We start from the raw sequence: 25,178 nt of genomic DNA, 5'->3' as shown, positions 1-25,178 counted from the left end.
GTCCGATTGTCCGGGCAGTCGTGCTCCATGGTGGTACGCCCGGTCGAGTGGCTGCGCTGGCACGCCGGATACGGACTCCGGTCGCTGAGGCGCGCCCTGCGCGGCCCGAGCCGCGAGCGCGACCTGCTCGTCCAGTCGGTCAAGTCCGCGGTCGCGGCGGCCGTCGCGTGGGTCGTCGCGTACGAGCTGCTGCACGCGCCCCTGGCGTCCCTCGCGCCGTGGGCCGCCCTCGTCATGGTGCACACGACGGTGTACCGCTCGGTGGTCAAGGGCCTGCAACAGGCCCTGGCGGTGGTCTTCGGCGTGGTCGTGGCGACCGGCGGGTACGCGGTGACGGGCGACCGTACGACGGCCCTCATCGTCGTGCTGCTCGTCACGATGCCGCTGGTCAACTGGCGGACCTTCGGCGATCAGGGGATCTACGGTCCGCTCACCGCGGTGCTTGTGATCACCTCGGGGCAGCCGACCGGGCACGCCATGGCCTGGCGTCTTGTCGAGACCGGGCTGGGCATCGCCGTCGGCGTGCTGGTCAACGCCCTCATCCTGCCTCCGACGCACCTGCGCGACGCCCACGAGTCGGTGACCGGCGTGGCGGAGGAGATCGCCGGTCAGCTCGACCGGCTCGGCGACGGCCTCGCCGGCGAGTGGGACGCGGACGACGCGCGCGACTGGCTGCGCCGGTCGGACGACCTGAGGGCCCGTACGGAGGACGCGTGGGCGGCGATCCGGCGGGGCCGGGAGAGCATGCGGATGAACCCGCGCCCGCGGCCCGGCGGCCGGGGCGAGGACCTGTCGCCGGTGCTGCTGCCCCTGGAGATCGTGGCCAAGCAGACGCAGGGCATCTGCCGGACCCTCGTCGACGCAGGCGCGGACGGCATGCCCGATCCCGACCCCCGGTTCCTCGCCGTCTACGCCGAGATGCTGCGCCACGGCGCCACGGTCGTGCGCGCCTACCGGCGCAGGTTCCTCGGCACCGGTGCCCCGGACCTGCCGGAGGTTCTGGAGTCCGCGCGCGAGCGCAGCGGCCATCTGCACGAACGGCTGCGGGCCGATGAGTTCCGGCTCGACGGATGGCTGATCCACGGACCGCTCCTCATCGAGATCGACCGGATGCTCACCGGCCTCGCGGCCGACCAGGACCTGTCCCACGGACGGGAGCCGTGAGCCAGGTCCCGGCGCGGCGTCACGCCAGCGGGCCCCTCCAGCTGGGCCGGTACGGCGCGACGGGACGCGCCCAGCCCGCGTACGGCGGCACGATCGGACCGCTCCAGCCGGGGTGGTACGACGGCAGGACCGCCAGCGTCTCGGCCGTCGGCCGGTCGTTCGGCACGCAGCGGGCCGTCACCGTGCCGATGGCCGGGCTGTTCGTTGTGATCTTGAGGCGGCCGACGCTGAGCGTGTCGGTGCCGCCGACGGCCGGGGTCCAGTCGCCGGTGAGGTCGCCGCGGATCGGCTGGCCCACCGGCACGTAGCCGCCGGCACCGGCCACCCGGAACGCGGTGTTCTCCGCGCCGCCGACGTTGATCCACGCCGAGGCGCTCCAGGAGCCGATGGGCACCGGAGCGTTGACGGCGAGCCGCGAGAGGTGCAGGCGGACGCCGGTCGGCCGGGTGACCGCCGTCTGGCCCGGCGAGGAGAGCCACCCGTCGAGCACGACGGTCGTGGATCCCAGCATCGGGACGTCGCAGGAGTAGACCGTGGAGAAGCCGCCGGCGTACGCGGGCGCCTGCGCGGCGACGAGAGCGAGGCCGCCGCCGGTCACGAGCGTGGCGGCCGTCACCGCGTATCCGGCCAGAGATCTGATCATCAAGAGTCCTCCGAGTTCTGGTGTTCGGAGAGACGTCATCACGCGCGTCCGGCCCGCGTGGAGAGCCGGACGCGCGTTTTTGCCACTGCTGGTGATGATCGGTACCGGTCGCAGACCAAGCCGTGAGGCGGCGTCCCGGGTCCGTCAGGGCAGGATGCTGTCGACGTAGCCGCCGTCCACCCGGAGCGCGCCGCCGGTGGTGGCCGAGGCGTTCTCCGAGCTGAGGTAGACCACCATGTCGGCGATCTCCTCCGGCTCGATGAAGCGCTGGATCAGGGAGCTCGGCCGGTGCTCGGTCATGAAGCGCCGCTGCGCCTCGTCCCACGGCACGTCGGCGCCCACCAGCTGGGCGACGAAGTCCTCCACGCCCTCGGTGTGCGTCGGCCCGGCGATGACCGCGTTGACGGTGACCCCCGTGCCCTTGGCGGCCTTCGCGTACCCGCGCGACACCGCCAGCAGCGCCGTCTTCGTCATGCCGTAGTGCACCATCTCTTCGGGGATGACGACGGCCGAGTCGCTCGCGATGAACTGCACGCGTCCCCAGCCCCGCTCGGTCATCTTCGGCAGGTAGTGGCGCGTGAGCCGCACGCCGGACAGCACGTTGACCTCGAAGTAGCGGCGCCACTCGTCGTCGTCGATCTCCAGCACGGGCCGGGGCCCGAAGATGCCGAGGTTGTTGACGAGGATGTCGACCTCGGGGAGTTCGTCGAACAGCCGGGCCGCGCCCTCGGCGGACGCCAGGTCCGCCGCGATGCCCCGGATGGGGCCCGCGTCGCCGGCGAGGTCGCGTACGGTCGCGGCCACCTGGTCGGCGTTCCGTCCGTTGACGACCACGGCGGCGCCGGCGCGGCCCAGCCGGGCGGCGATGGCCCGGCCGATCCCCTTGGTCGATCCGCTGACAAGGGCGGTGCGTCCGCTCAGATCGATGTCCATAGAGTTCCTCCGTACCCAGCGAACGGTGAGCGATCGCCTACTCTACGAACGCGGGAGCGGGTCTCATGCATCACCCACCCCGGAGCGTGGCCGCGGCGCCGGGACGTTCACCGGCCGGAAGCGGTACACCGGTCGCCGGGGCGCGCTGTTGGTCTTCGCCGCGGCGACGGATCGCCGCAATTGTCGCGTCGCCGCATCGCGATCTTCCGTCTGCCGGGTGAGGGAAAGGCCGGGTCCGCGGCCCTTCTCACGGCCGCGGAGTGATCGATACGGCCGGACCGGCCGGTATTTCCTTCGGCGCCTTTCACATTTCCGCAGGTCAGCCCTTTTCGAAGGGCGCGGATTCACCGGTCCTGAGACCTAACCCGAAAGTGATGGGACGAACACGTAGAGTGATGCATGATGTTTCCAGATCGAAGGAGGTGAACGAAAGATCTTGACACGGCACCACGACGGGCGGCGGTAGCTCGTCGCCGGCCCCCGAAAGGAGTCGAGTTCGATGCGAAGAACACCGATACGAATCGCCGGAGCGTGTGCTCTCGCCGCGACACTGGCGACGTCCGCGGCCGCGTGCGGCAACGATGACAAGAAATCCGCCTGTGACAAGCTCCAGGACACGATTTCGCAGGTGAGCCAGAGTGGCATTTCCCAGAACAATGATCCGAACGGGCTCGCTCGCACTTACTACAACAGCGCCACCGCGATGAGGCAGGAAGGGCGGGACTCCGGCGACAGCGATGTCGAGAGCGCGGCGAACGACGCCGCCTCCGCGCTCGAGCAGCTCAGCCAGCAGCTCACGGCGATGGACCGCGGCGACCGCGGCGGACCGCAGTACCCCGCGACCGGCACCAGCCTGATGAGTGCCGGAGACCGGATCAGGTCCGCCTGCGACCGCTGAAGAGGGGGCGCCGGATCGGACCGAACCACTGGGCCCGCTTCCCCGGTCGACGGGGGAGCGGGCCGGCCACGTCGGCGCCCGCTCCGCTCCCGCCGGGCTTTCGGGCGCGCCCCGGGTCACTCGGGCTGGTCGCGCATCGCGGCCAGCAGCAGCCGGGTGACCTGGTCCAGTGCCGGGCCGGGGGCGTGTGCCTCCGGGTCCAGGGTCGTGTGCAGCACGAACCCGTCTCCCGCCGCGACGATGAGGGCGGCCATCGGCTCCGGCTCCACCCACGAGGCGAGGAGCCCGGCGTCGCGCAGCTCGCCGATGCTCGCGGCGAGCGCCTCCCGCAGCTCGGTCAGCAGCGCCACGATCGGGGCGCGGACCGCCTCGTCGCGTGCCGCGGTCGCCAGCGCCTCGAGGTAGGCCGGGACGTGCGCGTGCGCCTCGTCGAGCGCCTCCCGCAGCGCCTCGATCGTGGCGAACAGGCCGCCGAGCGGGTCGCCCGCGATGCCGGTCAGCGCCGTGCGCGCGGGCTCGATCCAGGTGCGGACCGCGTCGACCAGCGCCTGGGCGACGAGGTCGTCCTTGGAACCGAAGTGGTACGTGATCGCCTGGAGGTTCACCCCGGCCGCGGCGGCGATCTCCCGCGAGGTCGTCCGCGCGACGCCGCCCCGGCCGAGCACCTCCAGCGTCGCTCGCAACAGGCGGGCGCGCGTGATCTCCTGCCGTTCACTCATACGTATGTATGATTTCCATGGACGCGATTCCTCCAGGGAGAAAAGGTGACGTCATGCCGACCGATCTTGTGACCGGAGCGTACGGATACACCGGAACCTATCTCAGGCGGAGCCTCGAGAGCGCAGGCCGCACGGTCCGTACGCTGACGGGGCACGCACCCGCCGACGCGGACATCGCGGCGTTCCCCTACCGCTTCGACGACCCCGGCGCGCTCGACGAGGCGTTCGCGGGTGTCACCACCTTCTACAACACCTACTGGGTGCGGTACGCGCCGGGCGGCACCAGCCACCGGCAGGCCGTCGCCAACACCGCCGCGCTGCTGGAGGCCGCCGCCCGGTCCGGCGTCGAGCGCGTCGTCCACGTCAGCATCACCAACCCGGACGCCGACTCCTTCTACGACTACTACCGCGGCAAGGCCGAGGTGGAGGACCTCGTCGCGAAGAGCGGCATGACGTACGCCATCGTCCGGCCCGGTGTCATCTTCGGCGGAGAGGACATCCTGCTCAACAACATCGCCTGGCTGCTGCGCCGGTTCGGCGTGTTCGGCATCCCGGGTGACGGGCGGTACCGCCTGCGCCCGGTGTACGTCGAGGACTTCGCCGAACTGTGCGTCCGGCTCGGGGCGGAGGAGAACGACACGGTGGTGGACGCGGTCGGGCCCGAGTGGTTCACCTTCGAGGACCTGGTCGGCGCCATCGCCGGCGCGATCGGCCGGCGGTTCCGGCCCGTCCACCTCCCGCCGGCGGCCGTCTCGCTGCTCCTGCGCGGGCTGTCGCTGGTGACCAGGGACGTCGTGCTGACCCGCGACGAGATCGACGGGCTGATGGCCGAGCTCATCATGGTCGAGGGCGAGGCCACCTGCCCGACCCGCCTGACGGACTACCTGCGCGAGAACGCCGACCGGATCGGCCGCGGCTACCACTCCGAGCTGGCCCGCCGGAAGCCGTCGCGTGTCCCCGTACGGGTCTGAGCCCCTGAGCCGGGCCGGGCGAGCCGGTGATCGATCGTCCCGATTGGGTAAGAGGAGCAAGCTGCGGTCGTTCGACGGGAGACGATGTGGAAGGTCCCAAAACGGCGTTCGTGCTGGGTGGCGGTGGTCTGCTGGGCGCCCACGAGGTGGGCATGCTGCGCGCGCTCGCCGAGGCGGACATCCGGCCCGACCTCGTCGTCGGCACCTCGGTGGGCGCGTTCAACGGGGCCTTCGTGGCCGCCGACCCGGGCGGTGCGGCCGACCTGCTCGCCACGGCGTGGCTGGGGGACGGCGCGGGTTCGGTCTTCTCCGGCTCCTTCCTGACCCGCGTGTCGACGCTCATCCGGTCGGGCACTCACCTGCACTCCACGAGCCTCCTGGCCACGGCGCTCGACACGCTCATCTCGGTCGACCGGATCGAGGACCTGGCGGTGCCGTTCCACTGCGTGGCGGCCAACATCGAGCGGGCCGAGGCCCGGTGGTTCACCCACGGGCCGCTGGTTCCCGCGGTGCTCGCGTCCTGCGCGGTGCCCGGCGTCCTTCCGCCGGTGCGGATCGGGGACGAGCACTTCTACGACGGCGGGCTCGTGCACAGCATTCCGATCGGCCGGGCGCTGCGCCAGGGCGCCCGGACGATCTACGTCCTCCAGGTCGGCCGCATCGAGACCCCGCTCACCAGGCCGACCCGGCCCTGGCAGGTCGGCCTGGTCGCCTTCGAGATCGCGCGGCGGCACCGGTTCGCCGAGGAGATGGCGGAACTGCCCGATGACGTGACCGTCCACGTGCTCCCCACCGGCGGGGCCGTGGCGGGCGCGGGCCTGTCGCAGCTGCGCTACCGCGACGCCTCGCGGGTCGAGGCGAACATCGAGCGGGCGTACCGCGCGACCAGCGCGTACCTCGCGGGTGACTGAGCGTCGGGCTCATGATCCCGCCACGGTTCGTCCGGCGACTGGCCCTCATCCCGCTGCTGGTCGTGCTCACGGCCGTCGCCGTCGCGGTGGGCACGCCGGTCCTTCTCCTCGGGCTGGTCGTCTCGCGTGGCCGCCGCCGCGTCGCGCGGGTGACGGTCATCGTGGTGTCGTGGCTGGTGATGGAGTGCGTCGTGCTCTGCGCCGCCCTCGCGCTGTGGCCCGCCCGCGGCGACGCCGAGACCGTACGCGAGCGGCACTACGCGCTGTGCGCCTGGTTCCTCGGCCGGATGTACGGCGTCGGGTCGCGCGCGCTCGCTCTCACGATCGAGGTCCAGGAACCACTGAACGCCTCCTCGGACCGGCCGGTGATCGTGCTGAGCCGGCATGCCGGACCGGGCGACTCGTTCCTGATCGTGCATTTCCTCCTCAACGTGTACGGGCGCCGGCCACGGATCGTCATGAAGGCGGCCCTGCGGCTCGACCCGGCGGTCGACGTCGTGCTGGGACGGCTGCCCAACGTCTTCGTCACGGGGAACGAGGAGCCGGGCGGGCGGCCGGTGGCCGAGATCGAACGGCTGGCCGCCGGGCTGGAGGGCCGCGACGCGCTGCTGATCTTCCCCGAAGGCGGCAACTTCACCCCGCGCCGCCGCGTACGCGCGATCCGCAGCCTGCGCCGGAGGGGCCGTCGGGCCGCGGCGGAACGGGCGCGCGCCATGCCGAACGTCCTGCCGCCCCGCGCGACCGGCACTCTCACCGCGCTCGCCGCCGCGCCGCACGCCGACGTCGTCTTCGTCGCGCACACCGGCGCGGACGACCTGCTCTCCCCGTCCGACGTCTGGCGGAACATCCCGATGGACCAGCCTCTGCGCGCCCGCTGGTGGAGGATTCCCCACGAGGAGATTCCGGCGGAGCACCGGGAACGCTGGCTCTTCGACTGGTGGGAGACCATCGACGCCTGGGTCGCAGAGAACCGTCCGGAAGGCCGTGAGCAGGGATGATGGCCCCGCTGTGTGGGGTTAGCGCATAGTTCTCGGTACTTCTACCGGGGTAGCCCGGTATCTAATGGTCGGATCCGACGGCAAGCTGGTGCCCGGCAACCGGGGACCGTCAGCCGGTGGATTGGCAAAGGGGAGTGTCATGACAGCCGCGGTTCCCTCCACTCGGACCGGACGGTATCGGCCGTCGGCCTGGATGGCGGGCTCGCCGCGGTGGAGATCGGTGACGGTCCAGGCGGCGCTGGTGGCAGCCGTGCTCGTCCCCGCGGTGGCCGAGGGGGGGCTCTGGGTCCGGCACCCACTCACGACCGTGGTCAACCTGCTGGTATCCGCTGGGGCCATCGGAGCGGGGGCGCTCCTGGCAGGGGATGCGGAACAGCGGGTCACGGGGTACGTCCTGATCGCGTCGGGGGTCACCCGACCACTGGAATGGGCGGATGAGTGGGCGTCGGGCCCCGGCCCGTTGTACGCGCAGGTCTTCGAGTACCTGCCGATCACCCTCACCGCGTGGGCGCTGCTGCGCTATCCCGCGCCGTCGCTGGGACGGCACCGGCGCCGCTTCATGGTGGTCATGGCGGTCTGGGTGCTCGGCCTTCCGGCGATCGAGGCGTGTGTCGCGCGGCCGGCGTGGGTCGGCATTCCCCATGCCACGCCGGCGACCTGGTGGCCGAACCTGTGGCCGGACCGGCGGCTCTACGACGTCCTCGAGTACACGCTGGCGGTCGGCTGCGCGCTGCTCGCGCTCGGCTTCCTGGCGTTCATGCTGCGGGGGCTGCGCGTCGGCGGCCGGCATGACCGCACCGTGCGGCTGCCGGTGGCCACCGCGGGCATTCTGGCGGCGGCGGCCTCGGGCGCCGTGGTCGTCATCACCTCGCTCGCCGGCCGGCACGAAGAGGTGTTCGCCATCGAGGGCATGGCCGAGCTGGGCGTGCCCCTCGCGTTCCTGGTGTCGTTCGCGCAGCGGCGGCTGACCCGGCTGTCCTCGCTGATGACCGTGTTCGACACCCGGTATCCGACCACGCACCTGCTGCGGGAGCTGCTGCGGCACAATCTGCGCGATCCCGGCCTGGACCTGCTGGTCTGGTCCGAGGCCGATCGCGGCTACCTGACGGTGGACGGCGAACCGGCCGACGTCGCGGCCTCCTCGCGCGACCGCCGCACCATCCCGGTGCACGGCCGTGGCGGCCGGCGGCTGGCTTTACTGGTCGTCGACGCCGGCGTGGCCGGAGAGGGCGACCTGGCCGGGGCCGCGGTGGCGATCAGCAAGCTGGCGCTGGAGAACCTCATGCTGTCGCGGCGCCTGCTGACCGCCGACTACGACGCGCGCCAGCTCATCGTCGCCGACCTGCACGACGGGGCGCAGAAGGACCTGTGTGCGCTGCGCGTGGCCCTGTCCAAGATCGAACAGGCCGGGCCCGGGCAGGTTCCGGCGCTCGTGGAGACGGCCGACCGGCTCGTGGCGGGTGCCCTGCGGGAGCTGCGCGACCTCGCCCACGGCGTCTACCCGCACACGCTGACGCACGCGGGCCTGGCGGCGGCGATCGAGGAGACCGCCGACGGCCTCGGCCTGATCGTGCACCTCACCGTCCCGGAGAACCGCCTGCCGGCGACGGTGGAGAAGACCGTCTACTTCTTCGTCAGCGAGGCGCTGACGAACGCGCACAAGTACGCCGGCACGATCCACGTCCAGGTGGACGTCCGGCGGTCCGGCGGTGTCATCGTCGCCGAGGTCGAGGACGACGGTGTCGGCGGAGCCGACGGCGAGGGGCCCGGGCTGGCCCGGCTGCGCGACCGCATCGAGGCGTACGGCGGGCGCCTGCACGTCCGCAGCCCGCGCGGCGCGGGCACGCACGTGATCGCGAGGATCCCGTGCGTGTGATCGTCGCGGACGACGTGCCGATGCTCCGCGACCTGTACCGGCAGAGCATCCAGGCCCTCGGCGTCGACGTGGTGGCCGAGGCCGCCACGACCGCCGAGCTGCTGGTCCAGGTCCGCGGTCACCGGCCCGACGCGGTGCTGGTGGACATCAACTTCGGCGGGCACCTCGGGCGCCCGCAGGACGACGACGGGCTGCACGCCGCCGAGCGGCTGCGCGCGGACGATCCGCGGCTGGGCATCGTGATGTTCTCGGTGCACATGACGCCCGCGTACCTGCGGCGCATCACCGCCATCGGCGACGGCACGCACATCGGCTACCTCGGCAAGGAGCGCATCAAGGACGCGCAGACGATCGTCGACGCGCTCGCCCGCGTCACCGCCGGAGAGACGGTCATCGACGGTGCGCTGGCCGAGCAGATGCTGCGGACCCGCCGTGTCCAGGACCCCATCGCCCTGCTCACGGCGCGGCAGCGCGAGGCGTTGGAACTGCTCGCCCAGGGCCGTTCGAACAAGGCCATCGCCGAGCGGATGAAGGTGGCCGTCCCGACCGTCGAGGCGTACCTCAGCGAGGTGTTCAAGACCCTCGACATCCCGGCGTCGCCCGATGACCACAAACGCGTCCTAGCCGTGCTGGCCTGGCTGCGCAGCGCGGGGGCGCGCCCGCCCGGCGCCCGTACGGCCCGGGACCGGGAGGCGTGATGGCACCGGCGATCGGCATCGACCTGGGGACCACGTACTCCGCCGTCGCGGCGGCCCGGCCGGGCGGCCGGCCGGAGCTGCTGTGGAACCACGAGGGTGACCTGCTCACACCCTCCGTCGTCCTCCTCGCCGGCGCGGGCGAGGCCCTGGTCGGCAAGACCGCCAAGCACGCGACGAAGAACGTCCCCGGCGACTGCGTCGAACTGGTCAAACGGCGGGACGACGCCCCCGGCTGGACGTTCACCGGCTCCCACGGCGGCGTGCGCGGCGCCGCGGAGATCCAGGGCCTGATCCTGCGACGGCTCGCCGAGGACGCCGCGGCGGCGCTCGGCGAACCGGCCGGCGGCCTCGTCCTGGCCGTGCCCGCCCGCGCCGGAGACGCCGGCCGGCGGGCACTGCGGAGCGCGGCCGAGGCGGCCGGCCTCACCGTGGCCGGGCTGGTCGACGGGCCCGTCGCGGCCGGCCTGGCGTTCAGGGTCACGCCGGGCACGGTGATGGTGTACGACCTCGGCGGCGGGACGCTCGAGGTGACCGTGATGACCGTCGGCGATGAGGAGACCCGGGTCGTCGCGACCGGCGGCGACCGCCGGCTCGGCGGCTTCGACTTCGACGGCCGGCTCATGGAGCACGTGGCCTCGGAGGTGCGGAAACTGGCCGGGCCCGAGCTGCTCGACGGCGGCTGCCGCCAGGCCGAGCTGCGGGAGCGGTGCGAGCAGGCCAAGCACGCGCTCAGCCGCGCGTTCCAGACACGGCTGTTCCTCGGCGGCCCCGACCGGAGCTACACCGTCGAGGTCAGCCGCGAGCGGTTCGAGCAGATGACGCGGGACCTCCTGCAGCGGACCGCGGACGTCGCCGACGACGTCCTCGGCCGGGCGGGCGTGGGCTGGTCGCGGATCGACCGCATCCTGCTCGTCGGCGGGTCGACGCGGATGCCGATGGTGCGGCGGATGATCGAACGCCGGCTCGGCGGCGTGGCGGACACGACCGTCGACCCGGACCAGGCGGTCGCCCTCGGCGCCGCCATCGCGGCCCGCGCCCTGACCACCGGCACCGCGGCCCGCGCCCTGACCACCGGAATCGCGCGGCTCGTGACCTGACCGCCGATGCGGCGGTCCGTGGCCTGGCCATCGGCACCGTGCGGCTCGTGACCTGACCGCCGGCACCGCGTGGAGCGCCGCCTGGCCGTCGGCACCGCGGACCGCGGCGGGGAACTTCTCCGAGGATCGGGGACCGCCCGGCGGCCGACCGGATAATGGCGGCTGTGAACCGTGCGACGACGTGGTGGGCCGCCCTGTCCCTCGCGATGAAGGCGGCGCTGGCGGGGCTGCTGCTGTTCGCGCTCGCGCACCCGCACTGGGACCGCTTCGCGGACAAGGCCATGGGCATCCGCGCGATGACCTACCCCATCGCGGCGGTGCTCGTCCCCGTCGTCTGGTCGATCGCCCGCCGCCTGCGCGGGTCGGCCCGGTACCCCTGGGACGTGGACGCGCTGGTCGTCGCCCCGTTCGTCATCGACGTCGCGGGCAACGCCGCGAACCTCTACGACACCCTCACCTGGTTCGACGACTTCTGCCACTTCGCCAACTGGACCCTGGTGAGCGCCGCGTTCGGCGCCGCGCTGCGGCGGGGTCCGGCGCTGCCGCGGTGGATGCTGGCGTTCTCCTGCGCCGGTCTCGGCGCGATCGCGGCGATCCTGTGGGAGCTGGCCGAGTACGCGACGTTCATCATGAACACCGACGAGGTGATCGGCATCTACCGCGACACGATCGGCGACGAGGTGCTGGGCCTGTCCGGCGCGACGGTCGCCGGAGTGCTCGTCGCCGTGCTCGGCCCGGCCCGTCCCGCGCCGGCGCATGGCGCCGGGGACGCGCGGGAGGACTACAGCCCGCCGTGACCGGCGAAGACGCCCGCCAGCGCCACTGCCAGGAGGACGCTCGCGAGCATCAGCGTCGCCTCCGTGACGCCCAGGGTCCGGCTCCAGGGGGCGGGCCGGCGGATCACGGACGGGTACGGCTCCCGCGGCCGGCGGCTGCGCCAGAGGCACACGGCGACGAACGTGGCCGCTCCGGCGATCAGCACGGCCAGCAGCACCGCGGCGAGAGGCAAGGACGCGCGGGACAGGCCGATCAGGAGCAGCGCGAGGCCCGCCGTGCCGGACAGCACCAGCGTGTGACCTGTGAGGTCGCTCCGGGTGTCGCGTGCGCGGATGAGAAGGACCAAGGGGAGCGCCGCGCCCACCGCCCAGGCGAACCCGCCGCCGGAGAAGGCCAGGATCCCCACGGCGAGGGCACCGGTGACGCCGGTCGACAGCGCCAACCCGGTCACCACGCCTTCCGCGCGGTACGACCACGCGCCCCGCGGCTCGGGCGGCGCCTCTTCCAGCTGCATGGGCACGTGCGGTGTCCTGGCCCTGATCCGCCGCGTGGTCCACTGGACGGTCCGCTGGACCGCCGGCACGACGGTGGTGACGAGGGCCACGGCGGCGGCGACCGACAGCTCGGGCACGATGAGGGCCAGACCGGTGGCGGCCGTACCGGCCAGCGCTACGCCGGCCACCGCGGAGAACACCGGCACCGCGCCGTCGGCGAGCACCGCGCCGGCCAGGGCCGCCGAGGCGAGCGCGCCCAGGCCCGTCAGGGCGTGAGGCAGGTCGAGGTGGGCGAGGTCGGTGGTGTGGAGGCCGGACAGGAGCGCCAGAGGAAGAGCGCCGAGGCGGCAGGCGAGGCCGATGCCGGACGCCCACGGCCGGCGCGCCGCGACCGCGCCCAGGCCGAGGAACACGAGGGCGAGCGCACCGGCGACGGCCGTCGCCGCGATCCAGGGGAATCCGCCGAGCAGCAGAACCGCCACCGCGGCGGCGGGCACGCCGCCCGTCACGCTCACCGTGAGGGTGGAGAGGCCCTCCGCCGAGCCGGAGTCGGCGCCCTCGGGCGCGCCGGCCTCGCCGACGGAGAACTCGGGGAGCTGCCGCATCGCCGGGCGCAGGTAGAGCACATCGCCGTGGGTGAGGCTGACCTGTGCCGGCGTCATGCTCGCGTCGATGGCGGTCTCGTCCAGCCGCTGCAGGACCCAGCCGTCGTGTTCGAGCCCCACCTCGGCCAGGTCCCGGCCCGAGTAACTCAGGATCACCGGAAGGAGATCGGCGAACGGCACGTCGACCGGAAGGGCCATGTCGACCCGGCGCTGGGGTCCTTCGACCGTGACCCGGCACAGCTCCTCGTCTTCCGCAAGATTCACCAGGGCCTCGCATTGCCGTATTACCGTCGCCGAGCAGGATCGCCGAACTGATGCGACCCGGGGCGGTCTGTTCCTAGACTGGCGGAAGTTGACTCGAGAATCCAACGCATCGGGAGTGGTGGCTTGCCGAGCACCGTCCTCGTCCGGCGCAAGGCGCGCAGAGTTCCTCCCACCATGCCGCGCGCCGAGATCGTCATCGAGGCGCCTCCCGAACTCCCGCGAACCACGGATACGGGCTTTCACAACACGCTGACGTATCTCGCGCTGGCCGGTGGCTGCGCCACGATGGTCCTGGTCCTGATCGACGACCGGGCCGACCGCCTGCTGAAGATCGCGATCCTCGTCCTGGCGCTGACGGTGATGATGGCCGTCGCGGGTCAGCTGGGCCGCAAGAGCGCCCACGAGCCGTCGGCGAGCATGCGTCCCGCGGCCGCCCGGCGCGACTATCTGCGCTACCTGCGGCAAATACACACGAGGCTCAGCAGGATCGCCCGGGACCAGCGCGCCGCGCTGACCTGGATGCATCCGGCCCCCGAACGCCTGTGGTCGCTCGTCACGAGCTCAAGGCTCTGGGAGAGGCGTCCGGACGATTCCGATTTCGGCGTCGCCCGTTTCGGCACCGGCCCGCAGCAACTCGCGGCAGAGCTCGTCCGGCCGGAGACGCCGCCGGTCGATGATCTCGAACCGGTCAGCGCGGAAGCCCTTCGCCGTCTCCTCGCCAGCCATTCCATTCTGCCGGACGCCCCGGTGGGAATCGCTCTTCAGGCGTTCGGCCGCATTGTCCTGTCCGGAGAAAGAGACGCCGTTTGCGGCATGCTTCGCGCGGCGATCATGCAGCTCGCCGCATTCCACGCTCCCGAGGATCTGCGGATATCCGTCTGCGCGTCGACGGACCGGGTCCCCTACTGGGAATGGATCAAATGGCTTCCGCACGCGTCGCATCCGACCGCCCGCGACGCCGCCGGGCCCACCCGGCTCTTCGCCGACGATCTCACCGAGCTGGAGAATCTCCTCGATCTCGGCTACCGCCCGCGCAGAAGCCGGCACGGCGACCCGTTCCAGGCGCCGTTCCACGTCGTCATCCTGGACGGTGGCGTCGTCACGCCGGACTCCTCCCTCGGCGCCGAGGGCCTCGCCGGAGTGTGCGTCATCGACGTCGGCGGCGCGACGAGCGGAGCGACGAGCGGGTGGCCGGACGACACGACCCTGTCGCTGGAGGTCTCCTACGACCAGGTGCGCGTGCGCGATCACCCGGCCGGCGAGCCGGTGTGGACACCCGACCACGTCGGCTTTCCCCAGGCCGAGGCCCTGGCCCGCCAGCTCGCGCCGTTGCGCATCAGCCCGGTGCGCACGCCGGGCGAGGACTACACCGCCGCGAGCATGGCGCTGCCGTCGCTGCTCGGCGTGCCGGACGCCCGCGGCGCCGACCCGGAGGTCCTCTGGAGGCAGCGGGCGCACCGCGACCGCCTGCGGGTGCCCATCGGCGTCGACACCGACGGCCGCCCGGTCGAGCTCGACATCAAGGCGTCCGCCGAGGGCGGTGACGGCCCGCACGGCCTCCTCATCGGGGCGACCGGTTCGGGGAAGTCCTCGCTGCTGCGCACCCTGGTCCTCGGCCTGGCGATGACGCACTCCCCGGAGGTCGTCAACTTCGTTCTCGTCGACTTCAAGGGCGCCGCGACCTTCCTCGGCCTCGACGGTCTCCAGCACGTCGCGGCGCTCATCACCGACCTGGAGGACGAGCTGCCGCTGGTCGACCGCCTGTACGACGCACTGCACGGCGAGATGGTGCGGCGGCAGGAGCTCCTGCGGACGGCCGGTAACCACGCCTCGCTGCGCGACTACGAGGCCGCGCGCGAGCGCGGCGCCCAGATCCCGCCGATGCCCACGCTGTTCGTGGTGCTGGACGAGTTCTCCGAGCTGCTGTCGGCCAAACCCGATTTCATCGACCTCTTCGTGATGATCGGCCGGCTGGGCCGGTCGGTCGGCGTGCACCTCCTGCTCGCCTCGCACCGCCTGGAGGAGGGCAAGCTCCGCGGCCTGGAGACCTACCTGTCGTACCGCATCGGCCTGCGCACCTTCTCGGCCTCGGAGTCACGGGCCGTCCTCGGCGTCCCCGACGCGTACGAGCTCCCACGGGCCCCCGGCAACGGATACCTGAAGATCAACAACGACTCGATGGTCCGCTTCATGGCGGCGAGCGTCTCCGGAGCGTACGAACCGGGCCGGTCCGGGGCCCCCGGCCCGTACGCGCGGCAGGGCCGCGACGACGCGCGGGCCGCCCAGGTCGTGCCGTTCGTGACCGGCCGCGTCGACCCGGAGGCCACCGAGACTCCGGGCCCGCCGACGGTGCGGGACGACGAGGAAGACGAGCGAAGCGTGCTCGACGTCGTCGTCGAACGGCTCGCCGGCCAGGGTCCGCCGGCACACCGGATCTGGCTGCCGCCGCTCGAAGAGTCCCCGACGCTCGACCGGCTCCTGCCTCCTCTGCGCACCACACCGGACCTCGGCCTGACCACGGCGGACTGGGAGGGGCGCGGCCGGCTGAACGCCGCGGTCGCCGCCGTCGACCGGCCGTCCGACCAGCGCCGCGAGACGCTGTGGCTGGGGCTGTCCGGCTCCACCGGGCACGTCGCCGTGGTCGGCGCGCCGCAGAGCGGGAAGTCGACGGTGCTGCGGACGCTGATCGCCTCACTGGCGCTGACCCACACGCCGCAGGAGGTGTGGATCTACTGCCTCGACCTCGGTGGCGGCGCTCTCGGCGGCCTCAGGGCGCTGCCGCACGTCGGCGGCGTGGCGGACCGGCTGGATCCCGACCGCGTCCACCGTACGCTCGCCGAGGTCGCCGCCATCCTCGCCGAGCGGGAACGCCGGTTCGCCGAGCAGGGCGTCGACGGCGTCGAGGCGTACCGGCGGGCGCACGGCTCGGGGCTCGCCGACGTGTTCCTCGTGGTCGACAACTGGCTCGGCGTGCGCCAGGACTTCGAGCAGGCGGAGACGGTCATCACCGACCTGGCGACACGCGGCTTGGCCTACGGCGTCCATGTCGTGGCCTCCGCGAACCGGTGGTACGACTTCCGGGCGAGCATCCGCGACATGTTCGGTTCCCGCCTGGAGCTCAGGCTCGGCGACCCGGCCGACTCCGCGTTCGACCGGAAGGCGGCGGCCAACGTCCCGGAGAGACGGCCGGGGCGGGGGATCACCCCGGACGGCCTGCACTTCCTCGCCGCGCTTCCGCGGATCGACGGCGTGTCCGGCACCGACGACCTCGCCGACGGCGTGCGGCGGCTGGCCGACGCGGTGAGCGAGTCGTGGACGGGCCCGGCCGCGCCGCAGGTCCGGATGCTGCCGGCGGTGCTCCCGTCGTCCGCGCTTCCGGCGGCGGAGGAGACCGGGCGGCGGGTGCCGATCGGCATCGACGAGGATGCGCTGGCGCCGGTGCTGCTGGACTTCGACGCCGCGCCGCACTTCCTGGTCATCGGCGAGAGCGAATGCGGCAAGTCGAATCTCCTGCGGCAGATCGCGAGCGCGCTCACCGAGCGGTACACCCCGGACGAGGCCCGGTTCGTCGTCTTCGACTACCGCCAGAGCCTGCTGCAGGCGACCGAGAGCGAGCACCGCATCGGCTACGCGGCGTCGGTGTCGGCGGCGGAGAGGCTCGTGCGGGACGTACGCGACTCGCTGGCCCGGCGGCTGCCGTCGGCGGACGTCACGCCGCAGCAGCTGCGGGCCCGGTCATGGTGGAAGGGGCCGGAGGTGTTCGTGCTCGCCGACGACTACGAGCTCGTGGCCGCGCCCTCGGGCAACCCGCTGCTGCCGCTGGCGGAGTTCGTCTCCACCGCGCGTGACGTCGGCCTGCACGTCATCGTGGCGCGCGGCATCGGGGGCGCGGGCCGGGGCATGTTCGACCCGATCATCCAGCGCGTCACCGATATGGCGTCACCCGCGCTGATCATGTCAGGCGGCAGGGACGAGGGCGTTCTCGCCGGCGTCAGACCCCGTCCGTTCCCCCAGGGCCGGGGCGTTCTCACCGATCGGCGGTCGGGGTCCCGCGTCGTCCAGACCGCCCTGTACGGCGGTGGGGAGCCGGGCGGCGTCGGCCGCGCCCTCGAGACGCCCACCGACGTGTAGCCCGGACATGGCCTCCAGGGAGAGACTCACATCGATGCCCGGCAAGGAAGACGGCAACCTCTGGTCCGGCCTGCCGAAGCTGGCGTGGCTCGTGACGCTGCTGCTCCCTCCGTCGGCCGTGGCCGCGCTGGCGCACGGTCTCGTCCGCGAGCATCCGGTGATCGCCGTTCTCTCGGTCATCGCGTACTGGGCGGTGGTCACGGTCGGACGGTTCGTCGCCGGCATGGTCCGGGACCTGGTCCAGCGCCGGCGCGCGTCGTGGATCGAGGGCGCCGACCGGGCGCTGGGCATCAGGCTCACACGGTTCAAGGGCAAGTACCTCCACCATCTCGCGCAGAACCTGCAGAAGATCGACCAGAAGGGGCTGTCGACGCCCGGGTTCTACACGCCCGACCTCGACGACGTGTACATCGACGTGAGCCTGGCCGTCAGGGCGCCGAACCAGATACGCGGCGACCTGCTGGCCGACGCCGCCTCCGAGTCGACCGAACGCCGCTCCATCACCGACTTCCTCGACCGGGTGACTCCGGCCGTCATCGCGGTCGTCGGGGCGCCCGGCAGCGGGAAGACCACGCTGCTGCGGTACACCGCGCGCCGGATCTGCCAGCACCGCAGGGGCCGGCGACGGACGGTCCCGATCCTGCTGTACCTGCGCGACCACATCCACACGATCAACACCACACCGCGGATCGCGCTGGACAAGGTCGTGCACGACACGCTCGGCCGGCTCGGCCCCGACGAGCCGTCCGGCTGGTTCGAACGGCAGATCCGCGACGGAAACTGCCTCGTGCTGCTGGACGGTCTCGACGAGGTCGCCTCCGAGGCGGACCGCCGGCGGGTCGCCGACTGGATCGAGCTCCAGATCCGGGAGTATCCGGAGAACGACTACGTCATCACGTCGCGGCCCCGCGGCTATGAGGCCACGCCGATCGAGGGCGCCACCGTCCTGCAGACGCGGCGGTTCACCGACGAGCAGATGTCCCGGTTCATCAGTTCGTGGTACGCCACCATCGAACGCCAGGCGTCCGCCGGGCAGAACGACGAACTCCTGGCGCGCTCGGCCGAGGAGGGCGCGGAAGACCTCCGCCGGCGGCTGCGGGAGTCACCCGGGCTGTACGAGCTGACCGCGAACCCGCTGCTGCTGACGATGATCGCCAACGTGCATCGCTTCCGCGGGTCCCTGCCGGGCCGGCGGTTCGACCTGTACAGCGAGATCTGCCAGGTGATGCTCTACCGGAGGCTGGAGGCCAAGAAGCTGGCGGTCGAGCCCCGCGGCGACCAGAAGGAGATGCTGCTGCGGGTGCTGGCCCTGGAGATGATGAAGCGTCGCGTACGCGATCTGACCAGGGCCGAGTGCGTCGCCATCCTCAGGCCCGCGGTACGGCGCGTATCCCAGGAGCTGTCCGCGGAGTCGTTCCTGGACGACGTCAGCATGAACGGCCTGGTCATCGAGCGGGAGAACGGCGTCTACGCCTTCACCCACTTCACCTTCCAGGAATACCTGGCCGCGGCGCGCCTGAAGGACAAGGGGCTCGTCTCGGTGCTGGTCGACGCGGTGGACGACGACTGGTGGCGCGAATGCACGCTTCTCTACGCCGCTCGTAGCGACCCCGGCCCCATCGTCGAGGCGTGTCTTCGGTCCCGCAGCCCGGCCGCGCTCGCCCTGGCCTTCTACTGTGCCGACGACGCGGGCGAACTCGCCCCCGAGCTTCAGGATGAGCTGAACCACGTGCTGGAGCAGGCCGACTCGGACAGCGTGCAGCACAACCGGCTCGTCGCCAGCGTTCTGGTGGCGCGCCACCTCCACCAGCTCGTGTACGCCTCCAACGGAAGCCGCATCTGCGCCCTGCCCGTCAACTGGGAGATCTATGAGCTCTTCCTCCGGGACGCGCAGCGGAAGCGGCGGCCGGACGACGCGGTGACGCCCCGACCCGGCCGCGAGATCGCGCTGGGCACCCGCGCGAGCGACGCGGCCGCGTTCGTCACCTGGGTGAACGAGCTGCTCGGCGGTGAGCTGTTCCACCGCCTGCCCACGTCGGCGGAGCTGGAGGACCGCAGAGTGCAGCGGATCATCCGCCGTCCCGGCGTCTGCTACTGGACCCAGCCCGCCGATCGCGGGGCGAGCCCGGCGCTCTGGATACCGGAGGGAACACCCCATCCGGGCTGCGTGGAGGGCGACCTGCTCCGGGACGACGTCGTCGCGGATCTCCGCCGTCAGACGCCGGCCCTGATCGCGATCTTCCTGGTGCGCGCGAAGTCGGCCGTCGGCGTTCTTCTCCGCCTGCTCGACACCGCCTCCGACCCCGGTCTCGACCGGACCCTGGCCCAGCTCACGGACCTGGCGACCGCCCTCAACGCGGCGTTGGCCAACAACCTCGTCGGCGCCTTCGACATCGGTCTCAACCTGGAGTTCGGCCTGAACCGCGACAACGCGAGGGTCCGGGAGGTCGTCGACCAGCTGAGCGCGGAGATGCCCCGGACCATCGCGGAGTTCGTCCGTGAACTGGCCTGGGACCTGGTGTCCGACCTCACGACCGGCCTCGAACTCGCGCAGGCGGGAGAGTCCCCGCACGCGGGCGACCTGGCGCGCATCCGCGGCGCGCTGCTCGCCCTCCGGCACGATCTCGAACGCGACCGGCGCAGGTCCGCGCGCGCGAGACAGCGAGCCGGCACCGGCGATCTCGCGAGCGCGCACGAGCGCGTGCACGATCTCGCGATCGGCCGTGCGCTCTCCCTCAGCCTCTCGCGCACTCTGCGGGACGACCACCAGCGCCCGCAGGCCGTCGTCGACGGCTTCGCGGAGCGGTTCGCCGACACCGCGCGCGTCGGCGGCACCGGCTTCACGGTGTCGCCCGACGGATGCCACCGGTTGGTCACGGACGCCGTCGCGGAGATCCAGAGCGTTCTGCTGAAGGCGCCGAACCTCCTGCCGTCGACGCTGTGGGCGGCGGAGACGGCCAAGACCCTCGAAGGCGTGGCCGGCCCGGTCTTCGACCGGAGCGACGACCTCACCGACACGACGGCCACCGCGATACGGCTCGGCGCGCTCTGTCTCGCCGTCGAGGCCGACATCCGGCGGAGAACCGGTCTGGGCGACTCGTTCCGGCACATCGCGGCGGGCGTCACCTGGCTCGAACGGCGGCGTACGGGCCGCTCCGACGCGGCCGAGGCGATCGTCATCGCGAGTGACTGACACCGAAGCGCGGCGCCCGGACGGCACGGTCGGGGCGGCGGCCGTCGCGGGCACCGGCACCGGTGTGATCGTCGGCGTCGCCGGCACCACCGACGTCATCGCCCGGCCGCACACCGAGCCGCACGCCCTCCGGGCTGACGCCCGCGCACCGGCCCGGCGATCCGCTCCGCCGGTGAGTCCGGACGCTGACCGGCCCGGGCCGGCGAAGGCTCAGGTCGCGTACACCTCCAGTTCGGCGACCTGGGCGGCCGGCCAGCCGGTGTTGGCGGTGACGTTCACGCGGACGTACCGGACGCTGGAGGACGGAAAGGTGATCGTCACCACGTTGCCCGACGACGGGTCGAAGACGTGGCCGGCGGAGCCGCTCAGCGTGGTGAACGAGGAGCCGTCGGTACCGCCCTGGACCGACAGCGTCTGGGTGCGCGCGCCCCACGACGGCGGCAGCCGGAGCACGACACGGCCGACGCTCGTCGCGGTGCCCAGGTCCACCTGCACCCACTGCGGCAGCGCGTTGTTCGCGCTCTCCCAGTAGCTGCCCGGGTCGCCGTCCACCGCGTTGCCCGACCCGTAGCTCTGCGTGTGGCTGCTCTCGGCCGTGGCCCGGCCCGCCGCGAGGTTCGGGTTTCCGCTCCCGCCGCCGGACACCACCGGTCGCGTCGGCCGGGTCGGGGTGAGCGCGAGCCGTCCCTTGAGCATGCGGCCGCCGTCGGCGGTCAGGCGCAGGTAGTAGTCCGACGAGCAGGCCGTACCGTCCTCGTCCAGCGCCCACAGGCCGGACCCGGACGGGACCGTGGCGGCGGTCTCCGCGGTCTTGGCGATCTGGTTGCCCTCGTTGAACTCATCGAACATCGAGATGTAGATGCCCTGCACGCCCGCCCGCACCATGTTGTAGAACTGGCGCCACATGAAGTCGCCGTGCGCCCGCTGGCGCGCCGACACGTCGCCGGGCAGCACGCACGGCTGGTAGTCGATGCCGTGGGCGTCGCAGTCGGCCTGGTCCGGCACGGTGAAGCCGGTGTAGAAGCGGTCGGAGTCGGCGGCGGTGCCGATCCGGCCGACCATCCACGGCGAGATCATGTCGAAGGCGTGGTAGACGTCGAGGTAGCCGGCGCGCGAGTCGCTCACCCCGGTCCGCCAGTTCGTCGGCACGCCGCCCATGACGTAGCAGCCCTGGCCCTTGAACCAGTCGACCACGTCCAGGCAGGCCGCGGCGCTCCACGGGTGGTTGTCGTCGGCGAAGCCGAAGCCCCAGACGCCCACGACCGGCCTGCCGTTCTGGCGGGCGTACGCGGAGGAGGCCGTGTGCGCCTTCATCTTGTTCGTCCAGTCGGCCTTGATCTCCGACTGCATGCTCGTCCAGCCGGAGACGTCGTACATGATGTAGAACTTCCGGCCGGTCGATTCGGCGGCCGAGCGCACCTTCGCCGCCATGGCGTCGCGCGTGGGGCCCTCGCCGCCGGTCGGGTTGAAGCGCTGGAGCGCGGCCGTGTCGCAGCCGTTGTCGCGCATCCAGGCGAAGTGCGTGTCCACGGTCTGCTGGTCGTAGGAGGAGAACAGCGTCGCCGGCTGCCCGTTGTTGAGGTTCGCGTACGCCGTCTGGTATCCGTGGGCGAATTCCCGCATGTCCGGCCAGGCCTTGATGGCGGTGTTGCCCGGTGAGGGCGGGCGTCCCCAGTCCTGGCTCCAGTGCCACCAGCCGTTGATCGGCGCGCCGTCGCCGGGACAGGCGAACCAGCCCTGGTAACCCACCGTGATCTTGCCGACGACGTCACCGGGCCCGCTCGCCGCGCTCGCCGGGCTCCGCACCGCCGACACGATCTGCGACCCACCGGCCGCGGCGACGACCGAACCGGCCATCGCGGACGTCAGGAACCTTCTGCGAGAGATGCCCATGTCTTCCTCCGATCCCTAAGCTTGTTTGATTTTTGCGGTTATTTATCTATCTCTTGCAGTGCCCTGTCAAGATTTACTGTGTAACGGCGGTCATATCCTGAGTCAGACCGAACCTTGACAGGCTCGTGTGATCGGAGTCACCCTTGCGCCGAAAGCGCTCTCATCGCTGGGAGCGTCCGCCCCGCCCCGTCCTGCTCGATGCGCCGGTGACCGTCCGCCGGCCGAGGAGCCCCCATGTCGCGCGTACGTCCCGCCAGGCGCACACTCGATTCGCTGCGGTCGGTGCTCGTGGTCCTCGTGACCGTCGCCGGGCTCGTCGCCGTCTCGGCCGCCGCCGCACCCCCGAGCCACGCGGCCCACGGCACCCGCGGAGCCCCCTCGTGCCCGTGGGTGGGCTCCACCGCGCCGGTGTCGCAGCGGGTCGCGCAGCTGATGGCGCGGATGACCCGGGACCAGAAGATCTCGATGCTGCACGGCAACGGCGCCACCTCGCCGTACGTCGGGAACATCAATGCGATCCCGTCGCTGTGCATCCCGTCCCTCGGCCTGGAGGACGGGCCCGGCGGGCCGGGCGACGGCCTCGGCGGCGTCACCCAGCTGCCCGCGCCGGTGGCCGGCGCCGCGACCTTCGACACCGCGCTGGAACGGCGGTACGGCGTGGTGGCCGGGGCCGAGTTCAAGGGCAAGGGCGCGGACGTCGCGCTCGGCCCGACGCTCAACATCGACCGTGACCCGCGCTGGGGCCGCGGCTTCGAGAGCTTCAGCGAGGACCCGTACCTGACGAGCCGGATGGCCGTGGCGCAGATCGAGGGCGTGCAGAGCCAGGGCGTCATGGCCCAGGCCAAGCACGTCGCGGTCTACAACCAGGAGACCTACCGGAACACGCCGGCCGACAACGCGGTCGTCGACACCCGTACGCTCCAGGAGATCTACCTGCCCGGCTTCCAGGCGGCCGTGACCCAGGGCGCGACGGCGTCGGTGATGTGCGCGTACAGCGTGGTCAACGGAACGTTCGCCTGCGAGCACCCGTACCTGCTGGACACGGCCCTCTACCGGCAGGCCGGTTTCGGCGGCTTCGTCACCTCCGACTGGTGGGGGCTGCACTCGGCGGCTCGCGCCGCGAACGCCGGCATGACGATGGAGATGCCCGGGGCGACCTTCTTCGGCGCCGGTCTCCGCCTGGCCGTGGCCTTCGGGCAGGTCAGCCCGGCGACGCTCGACACCATGGTCGGCCGCGTGCTGACCCAGATGTTCGCCTTCGGCCTGTTCGATGACCCCAAGACCGGCTCGACCGGCGCGGTCGTCACCACCGGCGCGCACAAGGCCACCGCCCGGCGGGTCGCCGAGGAGGGCACCGTCCTGCTCAAGAACTCCGGCGTGCTGCCGCTGTCCACCGCGACCACCAAGAAGATCGCGGTGATCGGCACCGACGGCGGGGCGGGCGTGGCGAGCGTCGGCGGCGGCAGCGGCCGCGTCACCTCCTCCGGCACCGTCTCACCGCTCACCGGGATCACGAACCGGGCCGGTTCCGGTGCGACCGTGCGGTACGAGGCGGCCGACGGCCTCGGCGGCATCGACCGCGCCGTCGCCCTGGCCAGGACCGTCGACGTGCCGATCGTCTTCGCGACGTACCCGCAGAGCGAGGGAGGCGACAACGCCTCGATCGACCTGCCCGGCCGGCAGAACCAGCTGATCTCCTCGGTGGCCGCCGCCAACCCGAAGACGATCGTGGTGCTGCACACCGGGTCGGCGGTGACCATGCCGTGGCTGGGCCGGGTCGCCGGGGTGATCGAGGGCTGGTACGGCGGCCAGGAGGTCGGCAACGCGCTGGCCGCGATCCTGTTCGGCGACGTCAGCCCGTCCGGCAAGCTGCCGGTGACGTTCCCGGCGCGCCTGGCCGACGTGCCCGCGCACACGATCGCCCAGTGGCCGGGGAACGGCGGCCAGGTGCGCTACTCCGAGAAGCTGAACGTGGGGTACCGCTGGTACGACGCGCGGAACATCACGCCGCTGTTCCCCTTCGGGTACGGTTTGTCGTACACGACGTTCTCCTTCAGTGACCTGCACGTGGGCCCGCTCAAACCGGACGGCGCGACGGTGACGGCCACGGTGACCAACACCGGCGCCCGCGCCGGCGCCGAGGTCGCCCAGCTGTACGTCGGCGCGCCCGCCTCGACCGGCGAGCCGCCGCACCAGCTCAAGGGCTTCCAGCGTGTCGAGCTGCGACCGGGCCAGAGCCGGACCGTCCGCTTCACCCTGACCCCGCACGACCTGGCGCACTGGGCCGACGCGACCGGCGGATGGACGACGACACCCGGCGCGTACCGGATCCTCGTCGGCGACTCCTCGCGGCACCTGCCGTTGAGCGGCACGCTGAACGTCACGCGCACGCTGCGGAGCAACGTGTCCGGCACCCCCAGCCGCAGCGGCTCGGTGATCGTCGCCAACCCGCACGGCATGAGCAGCCGGGTGGGCGCCCCGGTGTCCCTGCGGATCGGCGCCGTGAGCACCGCGGCGGCGAAGCTCACCTTCACGGCGTCGGGCCTGCCCGCGGGCCTGTCCATCACCCCGTCGGGCACGATCACCGGCCGCGCCGACCACAGGGGCACCCACACGGTCACCGTGACCGCGAGTGACTCCTCCGGCGCGTCCGGCACCGCCACCTTCATCTGGACCACGACCGCCGAGAGACCCCGGTAAGCACGGCCACTCGGGCCTGGCCGCCACGCGGGAGATCGACGCATGCCCGTTGATTACCGCCTCACAGGCCGTAAACCCTGAATGGGTGGGACCGGTATCACCCAAACGACGACTCCGAATGCGGCGGGAGACCGACTCTCGCGCTCGAGCGCGGCAATCTTTTGTGCGTCGCTGCGGGATATTGACATCTGTGGAGGGTTGTAAAAGCATGCA

17 protein-coding genes are annotated in these 25,178 nt (G+C 72.2%); 12 read left to right on the top strand and 5 right to left on the bottom strand.

What is annotated here, in order from left to right; genetic code table 11:
• Positions 1 to 27 precede the first annotated feature (27 nt).
• Entirely contained in the window at positions 28 to 1,164 is a 1,137-nt protein-coding gene (locus tag ABEA10_RS15185; RefSeq protein WP_345463624.1) for an FUSC family protein, read from the top strand.
• Between the two features lie 19 nt (positions 1,165 to 1,183).
• Here the strand turns inward: ABEA10_RS15185 and ABEA10_RS15180 are convergent, their stop codons facing one another.
• Positions 1,184 to 1,807 (bottom strand): hypothetical protein, encoded by a 624-nt coding sequence (locus ABEA10_RS15180; protein ID WP_345463621.1) that lies wholly within the window; start codon positions 1,805 to 1,807, stop codon positions 1,184 to 1,186.
• 144 nt (positions 1,808 to 1,951) lie between these two features.
• Positions 1,952 to 2,740 carry an SDR family NAD(P)-dependent oxidoreductase gene (locus ABEA10_RS15175; protein WP_345463618.1) on the bottom strand — a complete coding sequence of 263 codons (789 nt, stop codon included), beginning with the start codon at positions 2,738 to 2,740 and terminating at the stop codon, positions 1,952 to 1,954.
• 499 nt (positions 2,741 to 3,239) lie between these two features.
• Between ABEA10_RS15175 and ABEA10_RS15170 the strand changes: the two genes are divergently transcribed.
• Positions 3,240 to 3,638, top strand: coding sequence for a hypothetical protein (locus ABEA10_RS15170; protein ID WP_345463615.1), 399 nt, complete (start codon positions 3,240 to 3,242; stop codon positions 3,636 to 3,638).
• Positions 3,639 to 3,754: 116 nt separating this feature from the next.
• Here ABEA10_RS15170 and ABEA10_RS15165 read toward each other — a convergent pair whose 3' ends face one another.
• The gene (locus ABEA10_RS15165; RefSeq protein ID WP_329237901.1) at positions 3,755 to 4,357 is read right to left on the bottom strand and encodes a TetR/AcrR family transcriptional regulator; all 603 of its coding nucleotides are present in this window, start codon (positions 4,355 to 4,357) and stop codon (positions 3,755 to 3,757) included.
• Positions 4,358 to 4,410: 53 nt separating this feature from the next.
• On the opposite strand from ABEA10_RS15165, the gene ABEA10_RS15160 reads away from it, so the two are divergent.
• The 7 genes from ABEA10_RS15160 (at position 4,411) to ABEA10_RS15130 (ending at position 11,705) form a co-directional block, all read left to right on the top strand.
• The gene (locus tag ABEA10_RS15160; protein ID WP_345463603.1) at positions 4,411 to 5,328 is read left to right on the top strand and encodes an SDR family oxidoreductase; all 918 of its coding nucleotides are present in this window, start codon (positions 4,411 to 4,413) and stop codon (positions 5,326 to 5,328) included.
• 86 nt (positions 5,329 to 5,414) lie between these two features.
• Positions 5,415 to 6,239, top strand: a complete 825-nt coding sequence (locus ABEA10_RS15155) for a patatin-like phospholipase family protein (RefSeq protein ID WP_345463600.1) — start codon at positions 5,415 to 5,417, stop codon at positions 6,237 to 6,239.
• Between the two features lie 11 nt (positions 6,240 to 6,250).
• On the top strand, positions 6,251 to 7,237 hold the full coding sequence (locus tag ABEA10_RS15150; protein WP_345463597.1) for a 1-acyl-sn-glycerol-3-phosphate acyltransferase: 987 nt from the start codon (positions 6,251 to 6,253) through the stop codon (positions 7,235 to 7,237).
• 220 nt (positions 7,238 to 7,457) lie between these two features.
• The gene (locus tag ABEA10_RS15145; protein WP_345463593.1) at positions 7,458 to 9,113 is read left to right on the top strand and encodes a sensor histidine kinase; all 1,656 of its coding nucleotides are present in this window, start codon (positions 7,458 to 7,460) and stop codon (positions 9,111 to 9,113) included.
• Entirely contained in the window at positions 9,104 to 9,811 is a 708-nt protein-coding gene (locus ABEA10_RS15140; protein WP_345463590.1) for a response regulator, read from the top strand. Before ABEA10_RS15145 ends, ABEA10_RS15140 begins: the two co-directional genes overlap by 10 nt.
• Positions 9,811 to 10,908, top strand: coding sequence for an Hsp70 family protein (locus ABEA10_RS15135; protein WP_345463587.1), 1,098 nt, complete (start codon positions 9,811 to 9,813; stop codon positions 10,906 to 10,908). Before ABEA10_RS15140 ends, ABEA10_RS15135 begins: the two co-directional genes overlap by 1 nt.
• 164 nt (positions 10,909 to 11,072) lie before the next feature.
• Positions 11,073 to 11,705 (top strand): DUF2238 domain-containing protein, encoded by a 633-nt coding sequence (locus ABEA10_RS15130; protein ID WP_345463584.1) that lies wholly within the window; start codon positions 11,073 to 11,075, stop codon positions 11,703 to 11,705.
• On the opposite strand, the gene ABEA10_RS15125 is transcribed toward ABEA10_RS15130, so the two are convergent.
• Positions 11,690 to 13,048, bottom strand: coding sequence for an EsaB/YukD family protein (locus tag ABEA10_RS15125; protein ID WP_345463581.1), 1,359 nt, complete (start codon positions 13,046 to 13,048; stop codon positions 11,690 to 11,692). The two genes, ABEA10_RS15130 and ABEA10_RS15125, sit on opposite strands and share 16 nt — an antisense overlap.
• Positions 13,049 to 13,171: 123 nt before the next feature.
• Here ABEA10_RS15125 and eccCa point away from each other — a divergent pair, with 123 nt between their 5' ends.
• Positions 13,172 to 17,179: a type VII secretion protein EccCa gene (gene eccCa, locus ABEA10_RS15120; protein ID WP_345463579.1), complete on the top strand. Its 4,008-nt coding sequence runs from the start codon at positions 13,172 to 13,174 to the stop codon at positions 17,177 to 17,179.
• A gap of 34 nt (positions 17,180 to 17,213) precedes the next feature.
• Complete coding sequence (locus tag ABEA10_RS15115) at positions 17,214 to 20,372, top strand: NACHT domain-containing protein (protein ID WP_345463576.1); 3,159 nt, start codon at positions 17,214 to 17,216, stop codon at positions 20,370 to 20,372.
• A 210-nt stretch (positions 20,373 to 20,582) separates the two neighbouring features.
• Here ABEA10_RS15115 and ABEA10_RS15110 read toward each other — a convergent pair whose 3' ends face one another.
• Complete coding sequence (locus ABEA10_RS15110; protein ID WP_345463573.1) at positions 20,583 to 22,265, bottom strand: glycoside hydrolase family 99 protein; 1,683 nt, start codon at positions 22,263 to 22,265, stop codon at positions 20,583 to 20,585.
• Positions 22,266 to 22,499: 234 nt separating this feature from the next.
• Between ABEA10_RS15110 and ABEA10_RS15105 the strand changes: the two genes are divergently transcribed.
• On the top strand, positions 22,500 to 24,965 hold the full coding sequence (locus ABEA10_RS15105; protein ID WP_345463570.1) for a glycoside hydrolase family 3 C-terminal domain-containing protein: 2,466 nt from the start codon (positions 22,500 to 22,502) through the stop codon (positions 24,963 to 24,965).
• Positions 24,966 to 25,178 lie beyond the last annotated feature (213 nt).

Source organism: Actinoallomurus oryzae (assembly GCF_039541955.1).
Classification (GTDB): domain Bacteria; phylum Actinomycetota; class Actinomycetes; order Streptosporangiales; family Streptosporangiaceae; genus Actinoallomurus; species Actinoallomurus oryzae.
This window is presented reverse-complemented; position numbering and strand designations above follow the sequence as displayed.